Raw genomic sequence first — 15,376 nt, forward strand, 5'->3', positions numbered from 1 at the left:
GCCTGAGGGCCGCGGTCACTCCTCGGGGGCCGCGTCGGGCGGGGAGGTCATGGACAGGACGTCGAGGAGGGCGTCGAGCTGTGGCTCGGTCAGGGTGCCGGCCTCGACGTGCCCGCGTTCGATGACGACCTCCTTGATGGTCTTGCGCTCCTTCAGGGACTGCTTGGCGATCGCGGCGGCCTCCTCGTAGCCGAGGTGGCGGTTGAGCGGGGTCACGATGGACGGGGACGACTCGGCGTACTCGCGCAGCCGGTCGGCGTTGGCGGTGAGCCCGTGGACGCACCGGTCGGCCAGCAGGCGGGACACGCTCGCGAGCAGCCGCGTGGACTCCAGCACGTTCCGTGCGATGACCGGCATCATCACGTTCAGCTCGAACGCGCCGGACGCGCCCGCGAACGTCACCGCCGCGTCGTTGCCGATGACCTGGGCGGCGACCATGCACACCGCCTCGGGGATCACCGGGTTGACCTTGCCCGGCATGATCGACGAGCCCGGCTGCAGGTCCGGCAGGTTCAGCTCGCCGAGCCCGGTGCGCGGGCCCGACCCCATCCAGCGCAGGTCGTTGGCGATCTTGTTCAGGGACACCGCGACCACCCGGAGCTGGCCCGACAGCTCGACCAGCGCGTCACGGGACCCCTGGGCCTCGAAGTGGTCCCTGGCCTCGGTGAACGGCAGCTCGGTCGCCTCGCGCAGCTTCGCGATCACCTGCTGGGCGAAGCCGGGCGGGGTGTTGATGCCCGTCCCGACCGCCGTCCCGCCGAGGGGGAGCTCGGCCAGCCGCGGCAGGGCCGCGCGCAGCCGCGCGACGCCGTTCTCGACCTGGGTGGCGTACCCGCCGAACTCCTGGCCGAGCGTCACGGGCGTGGCGTCCATCAGGTGCGTGCGCCCCGCCTTGACGGTCTCGCGGAACTCCTCCGCCTTCTGGCGCAGCGCGATCGCCAGGTGCTCCAGCGACGGCATCAGCTCGTACACCACGTCCACCATCGCGGCCACGTGGATCGAGGTGGGGAACACGTCGTTGGAGGACTGGGAGGCGTTGACGTGGTCGTTCGGATGGACCGGCCGGCCGAGGCGCTTCTCGGCGAGCGAGGCGATCACCTCGTTGGCGTTCATGTTGGACGAGGTGCCGGAACCGGTCTGGAAGACGTCGATCGGGAACTCGCCGTTCCACTCGCCCTCGGCGACGTCCGTGGCGGCCTCGGAGATGGCCTCCGCCAGGTCGGCGGGCAGGACGCCCAGCTCGCCGTTGACCTCGGCGGCCACGGCCTTGATCAGGCCGAGCGCCGCGATGTGGGCGGGCTCGAGCCCGCGCCCTGATATCGGGAAGTTCTCGACGGCCCGCTGCGTCTGCGCGCGCCACTTGGCCGCCGCCGGGACGCGCACGTCGCCCATCGAATCGTGTTCGGTGCGAAAATCCTCCATGCCCCCAGTCTTGCCCTAAGAACCCGGCGGCGCGTCGGCGCGGGCGGGCCGGAACGAGGCGAGCACGGTCGTGAGCTGCGCCCGGTCACCTTTCCAGCGCGAGACCGGGGTGGTCCAGTAGATGGCGTACGTCGGGCCGCCCGGCACGGCGACCCACCGCGACAGCACACGCGTCGGCCCCGCCGTGCCGGTGTAGGTGAACTCCCAGTCGGCGACGTCGGCGCCCGGGTACGGCGTCGGGCGCGTCACCGCCAGCCGGACCAACGTGTATCCGGGGTAGGTGCCCGCCGCCAGCGCGCGCGCCTCCGCGGCGCGCGTCGTGTTGAGGATGTCGGAGCTGCTGTCCGGGGAGCGGCTGATCCGCGCCGTCCGGGGGTCGCCGTCCGCGGTGAACGTGATCGTGCGGCCCTTGGCGGTGCCGTGGAGCCGTTCGGGCAGGTCGATGACGTAGCCGGTCGCGTCCACGTAGCGGCGCAGGCCCGGCGCTGGGGCGGGGCCCGGCGCGGTGCCGGCCGTGATGACGGAGGAGACGGCGGCCTCCGCGGTGGACGGCCCCTCGACCGACGGTGTCCGGGCGGCGCCGGGGCCGCGGGTGTCGGAGAGCGCGGCGGCGGCCAGCATGACGATCGCCGCCAGGCCGAGCAGCGCGACGGCCACCAGGATGATCATCCCGATGGGGCTGTTGCCGCGAGGCGTGGCCGGCCCCTGGAAGGCGAACAGGTCGGTGCCGAGCCCGTTGTCCGCGGCCCCCTGGTCGGCGTTGGACGCGGGGCCGGACGCGGGGCCGGCCATGGACCGGGGGCCGGGCGGCGACGCGGGTCCCGGCACGGGCCGGGGGTGCGGCACGGGTCCGGCGGCGGACGGACGAGCGCCGCCGGAGAGGGGGCCGGGGGCCGGGTGAGGAGCTCCGGGGACGGGGCCAGGGGGCGCTGCGGCGAAGCCGGTCGGCGGGGTGACGTCGGACGGGCCCGGAGGCGGCAGCCGCCGGGAAGGGCCGGTGTTCGGCGCGGGTTTCGGCGGCCGGGTGGGCGCCGACGGGGGCGACGCCGCCATGTCCCGCACATCTCGCGATGCTTCCGGCCCGGCCGGCCGCGGCTCCCCCAGGACGGGCGGGACCAGCCCGACCATGGTCACCTGGTCGTCCTCGTCGTCCTCCACCCCTCTCGCGTGAGGAGCGGGGCCCTCGGACGCGGGGGCGTCCTCGCGTCGGGCCGTGCCGGGGCCGGGCGGGATGCGCAGGCCCGACTTCGGGCGGATGACCACCATCGTCTGGTTCGGGTCCGGCTCGTCCGGCGCGTCGTCCTCGGCGGTGACCGGCGGGCGCTTCCCGGCGTCGGCGGCGGCCGTGTCCCGTCCGGGGGGCCGGGTGGCGGCGGGGGACGCGGTGGAGGAGGCCGCGGGCTTCGGGGAGGCCGAAGGAGCGCCAGAGGAGGGGGAGGAGGCTTTCTGAGCGGACGGCTTCGGGGAGGTCGAGGGAGTGCCGGGGGAGGAGGGCTTCGGCGGGGCGGCGGGCTTCGGGGAGGCCGCAGGAGTGCTCCCGGAGGGGGCGGGCTTCGCGGCGGCCGAAGGGGTGTTCCGGGATGAGTTCGCCGAGGTCGAGGGGGTGGCGGGGGTGCGGGGTGAAGCGTCTGAGGTGGGGGTGCGGGCCACGGTGCGGAGCATGGCCACCGTGCGGTCGAAGGAGAGGCGCTTGGTGTAGTCCTTCTCCAGCATTCCTTCGAGGACGGGACGCAGCGGGCCGGCCTGGGTCGCCGGGTCCGCCTGTTCGGACATGAGCGCCGACAGCGTCTCGCTGACCGTGCGCCGCTCGTACGCGGGCCGTCCCTCGACCGCGAAGTACAGCGTGGCGCCGAGCGACCACAGGTCGGACTCGGGGCCGGTGTGGTCGCCGCGGGCCCGCTCGGGGGCGGTGTAGCCGGGGGAGCCGATCACCATGCCGGTCCTGGTGATGCTGCTGTCGCCCTCGACCTTGGCGATGCCGAAGTCGGTGAGCACCACGCGTCCGGTCTCGGTGAGCAGGACGTTCGCCGGTTTGACGTCGCGGTGCAGGATGCCCTGCTCGTGGGCGGCGGCGAGGGCGCCGAGCAGGTCGAGGCCGATCTCGGCGACGAGCCGGGGCGGCAGCGGGCCCTCCTCCTCGATCACCTGGTCCAGGGACCTGGCCTCGACGAGCTCCATGATGATCCAGGGGCTGCCGTCGACGAGGATGGCGTCGTGGACGGTGGCCACGGAGGGGTGCGCGATCTTCGCGGCGGCACGCCCCTCGCGGATCATGCGTTCCCGCAGCTCTTCGCGCTGTTCCTTGTTCAGACCGGGGTCGTGGCGGATCTCCTTGACGGCGACGTCGCGCCCGAGGAGGCGGTCGTGGGCCCGCCAGACGGTGCCCATCGTCCCCCGGCCGAGGGGAGCGACCAGCTCGTACCTGGCGGCGAGCAGCCGCTTCTGCTGTTCCGGCATGTGTAAGAAGATAGCGATTCCATCTTGAGAATTGCTTTCGCCGCACTAACGCATGTTTTTTGGCCAGAAGCGACGCGGCAGAAGCAACTTCACAATCTCGGACAATTGCCGCGCCATGGGGCTCATCTCGGGGTTCGCCGGAGCCCGGCGGCGGCCCGGCGCGGGTTCGGCGGGCTTGCGGTGCACTCCCTCGGACGGCCGGCGCGGCGGCACGGGATCGGGGGGCGTCGCGTGCGGATCGGCACGCTCGGGACGGTCCAGACGGTCGGCGCGATGCTGACCGCGGTGGGAGGTCTTGCGCGGGGACGGCGCCAGGCTGCCGAGCGCCGGCCGGGACACCTGCTTGGCCCGCGCGGACGGCGTCTGCGCCCCGCCGGAGGGCGAGGGCCGGCGCGCCGACGCGCGGTGGGCCGGACCGCCGAGGGGCTCCTCCGCCGAGCCGCCCGCGGCCACGCGCGCCAGCATCAGCGAGGCGCGCATGCCGTCCAGCCGGATCTCGGGGTCGATCTGCAGCAGCCCTTGCAGGATCGGCGCGAGCGGGCCCGCGTTCTGCATGGGGATGGGCTCCCCGCTGGTCAGCGCGGCCAGCGCCGCCGCGGCCGTACGGCGCCCGTGCAGGCCGCGGCCCTCGACGGCCGTGTACAGCGTGGCGCCGAGGGACCACAGGTCGGCGGCGGGGCTGGCGCGGTCGCCGAGGACGCGCTCGGGCGCGATGTAGCCCGCCGAGCCGAGCACGATGCCGGCCTGGGTGATGGACGCGTCGCCCTCCAGCGCGGCGAGACCGAAATCGGTGAGCACCACCCGGTCGTCGGCGACGAGCACGTTGCTCGGCTTCACGTCGCGGTGCAGGATGCCCTTGGCGTGGACGGCACGCAGCGCGCCGAGGACCTGACGCCCGATCTCGGCGACCTTGCGCGGCGCGAGCGCCCCTTCCTGCTTGACGAGCTCCTCCAGCGAGCGGGCGCGCAGCAGCTCCATGACGATCCAGGGCCGGTCGTCCTCGGTGATGACGTCGAAGACCGTGATGACCGACGGGTGGGCGACCATGGCGGTGGCGCGGCCCTCGCGCTCGGTCCTGGCGCAGAGCTCCGCGCGCAGATCCTCGTCCAGGACGAGCGGGAGCCGGACCTCCTTGACCGCGACGTCCCGGCCGAGCAGTTCGTCGTGCGCGCGCCAGACGGTGCCCATGCCGCCGCGCCCGACCGGTTCGAGGAGCCGGTATCGCGAGGCAAGCTCGTATCCGGACGGGGCGCGCATGGGTGGCAGCTTACCGATTTGTTTATCGCCGCCTGTAGAGGCCATGCCGATTCTCTGTTGAGATCTTCTGTCAGAGCCGGGTCAGAGACGGTCAGATTCTGCGACCGATGGTGAGGGCGGGACCAGTGGTGTCACGGAAGAAGTCCTCGCCCTTGTCGTCCACGACGATGAAGGCCGGGAAGTCCTCTACCTCGATCTTCCAGACGGCTTCCATCCCGAGTTCCGGATATTCCAGGACTTCCACCTTCTTGATGCAATCCTGCGCGAGACGCGCCGCCGGACCGCCGATCGAGCCGAGGTAGAAGCCGCCGTACTTCTGACAGGCGTCTGTCACCTGCTTGGAGCGGTTTCCCTTGGCGAGCATCACGAGCGAGCCGCCCGCGGCCTGGAAGCGCTCGACGTAGGAGTCCATGCGCCCGGCGGTCGTCGGGCCGAAGGACCCCGAGGCGTACCCCTCGGGCGTCTTGGCGGGCCCGGCGTAGTAGACGGCGTGGTCCTTGAGGTAGTCGGGCATCGGCTCGCCCGCGTCCAGCCGCTCGGCGATCTTCGCGTGCGCGATGTCGCGGGCGACGACCAGCGGACCGGTCAGCGACAGCCGTGTCTTGACCGGGTACCGGGTCAGCTCGGCGAGGATCTCGGCCATCGGCCGGTTGAGGTCGACGGCGACCACGTCGTCCGACAGGTGCTCGTCGGTGGTCTCGGGCAGGAACCGCGCCGGGTCGGTCTCCAGCTTCTCCAGGAAGACGCCCTCGGGCGTGATCTTGGCGAGGGCCTGCCGGTCGGCGCTGCACGAGACGGCGATCGCCACCGGGCAGGACGCGCCGTGCCGGGGCAGGCGGATCACCCGCACGTCGTGGCAGAAGTACTTGCCGCCGAACTGGGCGCCGATGCCGAGCCTCTGCGTCAGCTCGAAGACCTTCTTCTCCAGCTCCAGGTCGCGGAAGCCGTGCCCGGACGGCGAGCCCTCGGTCGGGATCGTGTCCAGGTAGCGGGCGGAGGCGTACTTGGCGGTCTTGAGCGCGAACTCGGCGCTGGTGCCCCCGACGACCACGGCCAGGTGGTACGGCGGGCAGGCCGCGGTGCCGAGCGAGCGGATCTTCTCCTCCAGGAAGGCCAGCATGCGCTTCTCGTTCAGGACGGCCTTGGTCTCCTGGTAGAGGAACGACTTGTTGGCGCTGCCGCCGCCCTTGGCCATGAACAGCAGCTTGTACTCGTCGGGGTGCCCGTGCGGGTCCTCGGCGTACAGCTCGACCTGGGCGGGCAGGTTGCTGCCGGTGTTCTTCTCGTCCCACATGGTCAGCGGGGCCATCTGGGAGTAGCGCAGGTTCAGCTTGGTGTAGGCGTCGTACACGCCGCGCGAGACGTGCTCGGCGTCGGCGCCGTCGGTGAGGACGTGCCGCCCGCGCTTGCCCATGACGATCGCGGTGCCGGTGTCCTGGCACATGGGCAGCACGCCGCCGGCCGAGATGCTCGCGTTCTTGAGCAGGTCGAGGGCGACGAACCGGTCGTTGCCGCTCGCCTCCGGATCGTCGATGATCTTGCGGAGCTGGGCGAGGTGGGACGACCGCAGGTAGTGCGAGATGTCGTGGATCGCGGTCTCGGTGAGCAGCCGGAGCGCCTCCGGATCGACTTCGAGGAACGTGCGGCCGGCCGCCTCGACCCGGCGCACGCCCTCGGCCGTGACGAGACGGTACTCCGTCGCGTCGGGCCCCAGCGGAAGCAGGTCGGTGTAGTCGAATCCGGGCATTCGCCTGTACTCCTTCGTCCTGGACTCGTGGACGCCCATGGTCTTTCCGGCCGCGATCGCCGCCGCCCCTGTGCAGATTACGGCCACCGCAGGGGTCTTCCTTACCCGGGGGCGGCCGGACTTGGAACGATCGTGGGCCGGGGCTTGCGTCTTCGGGAGGTACCGGGGGCGAAGTTCCAGATATGCGGGTTCGATACTGGAAGTAGGCGCGATATCCAAGATCGGGGGAATCATGGATCCGGGCTACATCGTCGTGGTGATCTTCGGGGTGCTCGTGGTGGCCGCGGTCCTCGGGGTCGCGCTCATCACCATCGTCCTTTCCGGCATCAGAGGCGAGCACGCCCAGTGGCCGGTGCGCCCCGAGCGCGGCAAGTCGCCGGACGAGACCGGCCTCGCCGCGATCGGGCGCGAGCCGGGCGGCGAGCATCCGGAATGGACGGGGCGCGACCTCGCGGGCGACGACCTCCGTCCCGTCGGCACCCACGAGGAGAAGCGGGCCGCCCCCGGGCGGGCCCGGTGGTGGTAGGCGGCGACGAGACGCGTGAGCCCGGATGTCCCGCACCGGACATCCGGGCTCTTCAGCGGTCCAGGGCCGCGAAGGCCCCTGGTCGTGGGCAGGACCACCGTTCATCCGCATGTCAGGACAAAGTATTGACTCCGGGCAGGATGGTCCATAGAACTGGTGACGGGTCCCCAGTGCCGTTCGAGCCGCGGAGGCAGCATGCGTGTGGGTCTGTTGGGTCTCGGCAGGATCGGGGCGTTCCACGCCGCGACGCTCGCCGCCCACCCCGAAGTGGGCGAGCTGGTGGTGTCCGACGCCGACGCGGCGCGGGCCGGGCGGATCGCCGCCCGCGTGGGCGCGCGCGTCGGGGACGCCTTCGACGCCGACGCCGTCGTGGTGGCCACCCCGACCGCCACGCACGCCGAGCTGATCCTCCGGGCGTGCGCCGCGGGCCTCCCCGTCTTCTGCGAGAAGCCGGTGGCCCCGACCTTGGAGGAGACCACGCGCGTGGCCGAGGCCGCGCGCGACGGCGGCACGCTCGTCCACATCGGCTTCCAGCGGCGCTTCGACGCCGGGTACGCCGCCGCCCGCGCGGCGCTGCGCGGCGGCGAGCTCGGCGACCTGCACCGCGTCCACATGCTGACCGCCGACCCCTGCCCCCCGGCCCCCGAGTACGTCCCGCGCTCCGGCGGCATCTTCCGCGACTGCCACATCCACGACTTCGACATCCTGCGCTGGGTGACCGGCCGCGAGGTCGTCTCGGTGTACGCCACGGGCGCCAACCGCGGCGCCGCGTTCTTCGCCGAGGCCGGCGACGTGGACACCAGCGCCGCGCTGCTCACCCTCGACGACGGCACCCTGGTCACCCTGCAGGGCTCCCGGTACAACGGCAACGGCTACGACGTGCGCATGGAACTGGCCGGCACCCGCCGCACGATCGTGGCCGGGCTGGACGACCGCGTGCCGCTCGCCTCCGCCGAGCCCGACGCCGCCTTCCCCAAGGGCGACCCCTGGCCGGACTTCGGCGAGCGCTTCGAGCCCGCCTACGTCGCCGAGATCGGCGCCTTCCTCGCCGCCGTCCGCGACGGCGGCCCGAGCCCCTGCACGGCCGGCGACGCCCTGGCCGCCCTGAGGATCGCCGAGGCCGCCGAGCTGTCCCGGCGCACCGGCGGGCCCGCGCGCGTGGACGAGGTGACGGCGTGAACGCCCCCGCGGCGCCGCCGAGGATCGCCGCCGCCCCGATCTCGTGGGGGGTGTGCGAGGTGCCCGGCTGGGGACACCAGCTCGGCCGCGACCGCGTGCTCGCCGAGATGCGCGCGCTCGGGCTCACGGCCACCGAGCTGGGCCCCGACGGCTTCCTGCCGCCGTCCCCCGCCGAGCGCGCCGCGCTGCTGGCCTCGTACGGGCTGCGCGCCGTCGGCGGGTTCGTCCCCGTCGTCCTGCACGAGCCCGGCCACGATCCGGTGCCCGGGGCCCGCGCCACGATGCGCGCGTTCGCCGAGGGCGGCGTCGAGACGGTCGTGCTCGCGGCGGCGACCGGCGCGGACGGCTACGACGGGCGCCCGGTGCTGGACGCCGACGGCTGGAAGACGCTGCTCGGCAACCTCGGCCGCCTGCTTGCCGTGGCCGCGGAGTCCGGCCGCGCCGTCACCCTGCACCCGCACGTCGGCACGATGGTCGAGACCCGCGAGGAGGTGGAGCGCGTGCTGGAGGGCGGTGAGATGCCGCTCTGCCTGGACACCGGCCACCTACTCATCGGGGGCACCGACCCGCTCGACCTGGTGTCCAGGGCTCCGGACAGGGTCGCACACGTGCACCTCAAAGACGTGGACGCCACGCTCGCCGCGCGGGTCCGCGCGGGCGAGCTGACCTACACCGAGGCCGTGCGCGCCGCGATCTACCGGCCGCTCGGCCGCGGCGACGTGGACGTGGCGGGCATCGTGTCCCGCCTCACCGCCGCCGGCTACCAGGGGTGGTACGTCATGGAACAGGACCTGATCCTGGACGCCGAGCCGCCGGACGGCGCGGGGCCGATCGACGAGGTCCGCGCCTGCCTGGACCACCTCGCCGCGCTCACGGCGGGCACAGAAGGCACGGAAGGCACGGAAGGCACGGTAGGCACGGTAGGCACGGAAGGCCGCGCATGACCGAGGTGCTCACGATCGGCAGGGTCGGCGTCGACGTCTACCCCCTCCAGATCGGCGTCTCGCTGCGCGAGGTGGAGACGTTCGGCAAGTACCTCGGCGGCAGCCCGGCCAACGTCGCGGTCGCCGCGGCCCGGCTGGGACGGCGGTCCGCGCTGATCAGCCGCACCGGGGCCGACCCGTTCGGGGAGTTCGTGCACGACGCGCTGCGCTCGTACGGCGTGGACGACCGGTACGTGACCCCGGTCGCGGGGCTTCCGACGCCGCTGACGTTCTGCGAGATCCGTCCGCCCGACGACTTCCCCCTGTACTTCTACCGCTATCCCAAGGCCCCCGACCTGGAGATACACCCCGGCGAGCTGGACCTGGCCGCGATCAGGGAGGCGGACCTGTTCTGGGCGACGGTCACCGGCCTGTCGCAGGAGCCGTCCCGCGCCGCCCACGCCGCCGCCTGGCGGGCCCGCGGGCGCGCGCCGCTGACCGTGCTGGACCTCGACTACCGCCCCATGTTCTGGCCGTCGCCCGAGGAGGCCGCCGCACAGGTGCGCGCGGCGCTGGCGCACGTCACCGTGGCCGTGGGCAACGTGGACGAGTGCGAGGTCGCGACCGGCGCGCGCGACCCGCACGAGGCCGCCAAGGCGCTGCTGGACATGGGCGTCGAGCTGGTGGTCGTCAAGCAGGGGCCGGCGGGGGTGCTCGGCATGACGGCCGGCGAGACCGTGACGGTGCCGCCCGTGCCGGTCGAGGTGGTCAACGGGCTCGGCGCGGGGGACGCGTTCGGCGGCGCGCTGTGCGACGGCCTGCTCGCGGGGCGCGGGCTCGAGGACACGCTGCGGCGCGCCAACGCCGCGGGCGCGATCGTCGCGGGACGCCTGGCCTGCGCTCCCGCCATGCCGACGGCCGCGGAGATCGAGGCCGTGATCTCGGAGCTCCCGGGGGAGAGCGATGCGTGACGAGGACCGCAGGAAGATCGCGGAGTACCGGGCACGGTACCCCGAGAAGATCGCGCAGGCCGCCGCCGAGCGCCGCAGAAGGCCCGTGCTCGCCGACCGCGACCAGATCCTGATCATCGCCGCCGACCACGCCGCCCGCGGCGCGCTCGGCGTGCGCGGGCGGCCCCTGGCGATGGGGAGCCGCGTGGACCTGCTCGACCGGCTGTGCGCGGCGCTGGCCAGGCCCGGCGTGGACGGCGTGCTCGCCACCCCCGACGTCGTCGAGGACCTGCTGCTGCTCGGCGCCCTGCACGACAAGGTCGTCATCGGCTCGATGAACCGCGGCGGCGTCCACGGCAGCGCGTTCGAGTTCGACGACCGCTTCACCGCCTACGACGTCGAGTCGATCGCCCGGATGCGGCTCGACGGCGGCAAGATGCTCTGCCGCGTCGGCCTCGGCTCTCCCGAGACGGCCGCGACCCTGGAGTCCTGCGCGCACGCGGTCACCGGCCTGGCCCGCGAAGGGCTGGTCGCCATGGTGGAGCCGTTCTGGTCGGGCCGCGACGAGCACGGCGTCCGCCACGACCTGTCCGCGGCGGGCATGATCCACGCCGTGCACGTCGGACAGGGGCTCGGCGCCACCTCCGCGCACACCTGGCTGAAGCTCCCGGTGATCGAGGAGATGGAGCGGGTCATGGAGGCCACCACCCTGCCCACCCTGCTGCTCGGCGGCGACCCGACGGCGGCCCCCGACCAGGTGTACTCCTCCTGGAGCAAGGCCCTGCGGCTGCCCGGCGTGCGGGGGCTCGTGGTGGGGCGCGCGCTGCTCTACCCTCCAGACGACGACGTGGCCGCGGCCGTCGACACCGCCGCCGGTCTATTGGAGGTCTCCTGATGGCGTACATCCCCGCCGGCTCCACGGCCCAGGCCCCCTGGGCGCTGTGCGTCACGCCCGCCCGCGCCGGCTGGACGTACGCCGGGCTGCGCGCGCTCAACCTGTCCGGCGAGACCGCCGAGTTCGCCACCGGCGACGAAGAGATGCTCGTCGTGCCGCTGTCGGGGTCCTGCGTCGTCGAGTGCGACGGCGAGCGGCTGGAGCTGCGGGGACGCGAGTCGGTCTTCGCCGGCGTCACCGACTTCGCCTACCTGCCCGTCCGCGCCACGGCGCGCATCACCGGCAGGGGCAGGTTCGCGCTGCCCTCGGCGGTCGCCGCGCGCCGCCTCCCCGTGCGGTACGGAGCGGCGGCGGACGTGCCGGTCGAGGTGCGCGGCGCCGGGCGGTCCACCCGGCAGGTCAACAACTTCTGCGCCCCCGAGGTCTTCGAGTGCGACCGGCTCATGGCCGTCGAGGTGCTCACCCCCGGCGGCAACTGGTCGTCCTACCCGCCGCACAAGCACGACACGCCCGGCGAGGGCGAGGCCGTGCTGGAGGAGATCTACTACTTCGAGGGCGGACCCGGCTACCAGCGGGTGTACGGCGCGCCCGGCCGTCCGATCGACGTGCTGGCCGAGGTCGGCTGCGGCGACGTCGTGCTCGTGCCGCACGGCTACCACGGCCCGTCCATGGCCGCGCCGGGCTACGACCTGTACTACCTCAACGTGCTCGCGGGCCCGGAGGAGAAGCGGTCCATGGCGTTCCGCGACGACCCCCGGCACGCCTGGATCCGGTCGAGCTGGGCCGGGCAGCCGCCGGACCCGCGCGTCCCGATGACCTCCGCGGCCGGGGAGGCGACGTCGTGAACACGATCAGGCTGACCGTGGCCCAGGCGCTCGTGCGGTTCCTCGCCGCGCAGTGGAGCGAGCGCGACGGCATCGAGCAGCGGCTCGTCGCGGGCTGCTTCGGCATCTTCGGCCACGGCAACGTCGCCGGCGTCGGCCAGGCGCTCGCCGAGAGCGGCGCGGGGCTCGGCGACCCGCTGCCGTACTACCTGGCCAGGAACGAGCAGGCCATGGTGCACACCGCCGTCGGCTACGCCAGGACGCTGAACCGGCTGTCCACCTTCGCCTGCACCACCTCCATCGGCCCCGGCGCCACCAACATGGTCACCGGCGCCGCGCTCGCGACGATCAACCGGATCCCGGTGCTGCTGCTCCCCGGCGACGTCTTCGCCACCCGGGCCGCCGGAGCCGTCCTCCAGGAGCTGGAGGATCCCCGGTCCTACGACGTGACCGTCAACGACTGCCTGCGCCCGGTCTCGCGCTTCTTCGACCGGATCAACCGGCCCGAGCAACTGCCGTCCGCGCTGATGGCCGCGATGCGCGTGCTCACCGACCCGGCCGAGACCGGCGCGGTGACGCTGGCGCTGCCGCAGGACGTGCAGGCCGAGGCGCACGACTGGCCGGTGGAGCTGTTCGGGCGGCGCGTCTGGCACGTCGCCCGCCCGATCCCCGACGCCGCGTCCGTGGAGCGGGCCGCCGAGGTGATCAGGTCGTCCCGCCGCCCGCTGATCGTCGCCGGAGGCGGCGTGGTCTACAGCGAGGCGTGGCCGGAGCTGACCGCGTTCGCCGAGGAGCACGGCGTGCCGGTCGGCGAGACGCAGGCGGGCAAGGGCGTGCTGCCCGACGGGCACCCGTGCGCGCTCGGCGCCATCGGCCACACCGGCACCGCCGCCGCCAACGCCGTCGCCCGCGAGGCCGACCTGGTCATCGGCGTCGGCACCCGCTACACCGACTTCACCACCGCCTCGCGCACGCTCTTCGGCGACGCCCGGTTCGTCAACGTCAACGTCGCCGCGTTCGACGCGGCCAAGCACGCCGGGATGACGCTCGTCGGCGACGCCCGCGAGACGCTCGCGCTGCTCGACCTGGCCGGCTGGCGGGCCGACCCGTCGTGGACCACGCGCGCCGCCGGGCTGGTCCGCGCGTGGCGCTCCGCGGTCTCCGCCCTGCAGGCGGGGGAGTCGCTCACCCAGCCCGTCCTGCTGGGGGTGCTCAACGAGGTCGCGGGCACGGACGGGGTCGTCGTGAACGCGGCGGGGTCCATGCCCGGCGACCTGCACAAACTGTGGCGGGCCTCCGGTCCTGAGGGCTACCACGTCGAGTACGGCTACTCGTGCATGGGGTACGAGATCGCGGGCGGCCTCGGGGTCAAGCTGGCCGCGCCGGAACGCGAGGTGTTCGTCCTGGTCGGCGATGGCTCGTACCTGATGATGGCCCAGGAGATCGCCACCGCCGTGCAGGAGGGCGTGAAGCTCGTCATCGTGATCGTCGACAACCACGGCTTCGCCTCGATCGGCGGCCTGTCGGAGTCGGTGGGCGCGCGGCGGCTCGGCACCTCCTACCGCATGCGCTCCTCCGGCGGCCGGCTGGACGGCCCCCACCTGCCCGTGGACCTCGCCGCCAACGCCGCGAGCCTCGGCGCCGACGTCCTGCGCGCCACCGACCCCGCGTCCTTCCGCGACGCCCTCCTCAAGGCCCGCGAGGCCCGCACCACGACGGTCGTCCACGTCGAGACCGTCCCCGGCCCCGCCCCCGAGACCACGGCCTGGTGGGACGTCCCCGTGGCCGAGGTCGCCGCGGATCCCGGCCCGCGCGCCGGCTACGAGGAGGCCAAGCGCGCCCAGCGGCCGTACCTCTGACCAAATCTGTGATCAGGTCCGCGGTCAGGCTTCGGCGGGACGGGGCCGCCGCAGGGACGGCGCGGCCTGGAAACCGGGGGCCAGGGCGATGATCGCGGCGGCGAGCACCAGCGGGGCGGCGAAGGCGATCTGGTAGTTCGCCGCGTCGGCGATGCCGCCGACCAGGGCGGCGCCGACGATGAAGCCGACGTAGTTGAACATGTTGACGCGGGCGATGGCGACGCCCGTGCCGGCGGGGTCGAGCCGGCCGGCGGCCGAGAACGACTGCGGGGCCACCACCGACAGCCCGACGCCGGCGACGCCGAACGAGATGATCGCCAGGGGCTCGCTGGGCGCGGCCACGATCCCGGCGAAGCCCAGCGCGGCCAGGGCGCCGCCGATCCGGACGATCGCCGCGGCGCCGTACCTGCGCACGGCCAGGTCTCCGCCGGCCCTGACCACGAACGTCGTGGCCTGGTAGGCCCCGAGCGCCAGCGGGATCACGGCCGCGCCGGCGTGCATGATCTTGTCCATGTAGACGGACCCGAAGTTCGAGATCGAGGCGTCCCCCACGTAGAGGAACGCCATCGCCAGGCACAGCGGCAGGATCGGCCGCCACGGGAACCGCGCGCCCTCCCGGCCGGACGCCGGGTCCGTCGTGCCGTCCACGGGGAGCGTCCCGCTCTGGTTTTCCGGCGTCACGTGGTTGCGCGCGGCGGCCACGTGTTCCTCCTCGGGCGCGCACAGGGTGGGCCCCGCGGCGACGGCCACGGCCACCCCGGCCGCCATCGCGACGGCGAACGTCGCGGCGAGCCCCAGCCCGAGCCCGCCCGCCGCGGACGCCCACGCCGCGCCGAGGACGGCGGCGGCGCTCCACAGGGCGTGGAACCCGGTGAGCACCGGACGGCCGTACCTGCGCTCCACCGCGACGGCCTGCATGTTCATGCCCGCGTCCACCGCGCCGAGGCACAGCCCGAACAGCACGTTGGCGGCCACGAGCTGCGGCACGCTCGCCGCGAGCCCCGCGAGCACCACGGCCGCCCCCGCCAGCGGCTGCGCCACCCGGAGCACCAGCCGGCTGCCCCGCCGCCTGGCCACCTCCCCGGCCAGCACGCTACCCGCTCCGGCGATCACGGGGACGACCAGCAGCAGGACGGACAGCTCGCCGTCGCTGAGCCCGTGCTTCTTCTGGAGCGCGGCCACCTGGGTGAGCAGGGTGGCGAAGGTCAGGCCCTGCACGAAGAAGACGGCGAAGATGGCGAGGCGCGCGCGCCGGTCACGGGGGGTGGGCACTGCGGCCTCCAGCAGAAACATGAGGCTGAATCAGGTTTCGCCAGGGTACGGTCACACCTCCGGCC

At 73.7% G+C, this 15,376-nt stretch carries 12 protein-coding genes; 7 read left to right on the forward strand and 5 right to left on the reverse strand.

Annotated elements, in window-relative coordinates; genetic code table 11:
* Positions 1–15: 15 nt before the first annotated feature.
* The 4 genes from BJ981_RS15405 to BJ981_RS15420 form a co-directional block, all read right to left on the reverse strand.
* A complete protein-coding gene (locus tag BJ981_RS15405) occupies positions 16–1,422 on the reverse strand; it encodes a class II fumarate hydratase (protein ID WP_184611976.1) in 1,407 nt (468 codons plus the stop codon).
* 15 nt (positions 1,423–1,437) lie between these two features.
* Entirely contained in the window at positions 1,438–3,879 is a 2,442-nt protein-coding gene (locus BJ981_RS39210) for a serine/threonine-protein kinase (RefSeq protein ID WP_275422321.1), read from the reverse strand.
* A gap of 45 nt (positions 3,880–3,924) precedes the next feature.
* Positions 3,925–5,136 carry a serine/threonine-protein kinase gene (locus BJ981_RS15415; RefSeq protein WP_184611978.1) on the reverse strand — a complete coding sequence of 404 codons (1,212 nt, stop codon included), beginning with the start codon at positions 5,134–5,136 and terminating at the stop codon, positions 3,925–3,927.
* A gap of 91 nt (positions 5,137–5,227) precedes the next feature.
* Complete coding sequence (locus tag BJ981_RS15420) at positions 5,228–6,883, reverse strand: fumarate hydratase (protein ID WP_184611980.1); 1,656 nt, start codon at positions 6,881–6,883, stop codon at positions 5,228–5,230.
* A 232-nt stretch (positions 6,884–7,115) separates the two neighbouring features.
* On the opposite strand from BJ981_RS15420, the gene BJ981_RS15425 reads away from it, so the two are divergent.
* The 7 genes from BJ981_RS15425 (at position 7,116) to iolD (ending at position 14,039) form a co-directional block, all read left to right on the forward strand.
* Positions 7,116–7,409, forward strand: coding sequence for a hypothetical protein (locus BJ981_RS15425; RefSeq protein ID WP_184611982.1), 294 nt, complete (start codon positions 7,116–7,118; stop codon positions 7,407–7,409).
* Positions 7,410–7,604: 195 nt separating this feature from the next.
* Positions 7,605–8,588, forward strand: coding sequence for a Gfo/Idh/MocA family protein (locus tag BJ981_RS15430; protein WP_184611984.1), 984 nt, complete (start codon positions 7,605–7,607; stop codon positions 8,586–8,588).
* Positions 8,585–9,532 (forward strand): TIM barrel protein, encoded by a 948-nt coding sequence (locus BJ981_RS15435; RefSeq protein ID WP_239139490.1) that lies wholly within the window; start codon positions 8,585–8,587, stop codon positions 9,530–9,532. The genes BJ981_RS15430 and BJ981_RS15435 overlap by 4 nt, the downstream gene beginning before the upstream one ends.
* A complete protein-coding gene (iolC, locus tag BJ981_RS15440) occupies positions 9,529–10,482 on the forward strand; it encodes a 5-dehydro-2-deoxygluconokinase (RefSeq protein WP_184611985.1) in 954 nt (317 codons plus the stop codon). The genes BJ981_RS15435 and iolC overlap by 4 nt, the downstream gene beginning before the upstream one ends.
* Positions 10,475–11,356, forward strand: a complete 882-nt coding sequence (locus tag BJ981_RS15445) for a class I fructose-bisphosphate aldolase (protein ID WP_184611994.1) — start codon at positions 10,475–10,477, stop codon at positions 11,354–11,356. Before iolC ends, BJ981_RS15445 begins: the two co-directional genes overlap by 8 nt.
* The gene (gene iolB / locus BJ981_RS15450; protein ID WP_184611996.1) at positions 11,356–12,201 is read left to right on the forward strand and encodes a 5-deoxy-glucuronate isomerase; all 846 of its coding nucleotides are present in this window, start codon (positions 11,356–11,358) and stop codon (positions 12,199–12,201) included. Before BJ981_RS15445 ends, iolB begins: the two co-directional genes overlap by 1 nt.
* A gap of 5 nt (positions 12,202–12,206) precedes the next feature.
* A complete protein-coding gene (gene iolD / locus BJ981_RS15455; RefSeq protein ID WP_184616124.1) occupies positions 12,207–14,039 on the forward strand; it encodes a 3D-(3,5/4)-trihydroxycyclohexane-1,2-dione acylhydrolase (decyclizing) in 1,833 nt (610 codons plus the stop codon).
* A 24-nt stretch (positions 14,040–14,063) separates the two neighbouring features.
* On the opposite strand, the gene BJ981_RS15460 is transcribed toward iolD, so the two are convergent.
* Positions 14,064–15,311, reverse strand: a complete 1,248-nt coding sequence (locus BJ981_RS15460; protein ID WP_184611998.1) for an MFS transporter — start codon at positions 15,309–15,311, stop codon at positions 14,064–14,066.
* Between the last annotated feature and the right edge of the window lie 65 nt (positions 15,312–15,376).

It is taken from the genome of Sphaerisporangium krabiense (assembly GCF_014200435.1).
Classification (GTDB): Bacteria; Actinomycetota; Actinomycetes; order Streptosporangiales; family Streptosporangiaceae; genus Sphaerisporangium; species Sphaerisporangium krabiense.

Bases quoted from the DNA above. Each gene is read 5' to 3' on its own strand.
- BJ981_RS39210 (WP_275422321.1), bottom strand. From the start codon at position 3,879: ATGCCGGAACAGCAGAAGCGGCTGCTCGCCGCCAGGTACGAGCTGGTC.
- BJ981_RS15425 (WP_184611982.1), top strand. From the start codon at position 7,116: ATGGATCCGGGCTACATCGTCGTGGTGATCTTCGGGGTGCTCGTGGTG.
- BJ981_RS15430 (WP_184611984.1), top strand. From the start codon at position 7,605: ATGCGTGTGGGTCTGTTGGGTCTCGGCAGGATCGGGGCGTTCCACGCC.
- iolC (WP_184611985.1), top strand. From the start codon at position 9,529: ATGACCGAGGTGCTCACGATCGGCAGGGTCGGCGTCGACGTCTACCCC.
- iolB (WP_184611996.1), top strand. From the start codon at position 11,356: ATGGCGTACATCCCCGCCGGCTCCACGGCCCAGGCCCCCTGGGCGCTG.
- BJ981_RS15405 (WP_184611976.1), bottom strand. From the start codon at position 1,422: ATGGAGGATTTTCGCACCGAACACGATTCGATGGGCGACGTGCGCGTC.
- BJ981_RS15420 (WP_184611980.1), bottom strand. From the start codon at position 6,883: ATGCCCGGATTCGACTACACCGACCTGCTTCCGCTGGGGCCCGACGCG.
- BJ981_RS15445 (WP_184611994.1), top strand. From the start codon at position 10,475: ATGCGTGACGAGGACCGCAGGAAGATCGCGGAGTACCGGGCACGGTAC.
- BJ981_RS15415 (WP_184611978.1), bottom strand. From the start codon at position 5,136: ATGCGCGCCCCGTCCGGATACGAGCTTGCCTCGCGATACCGGCTCCTC.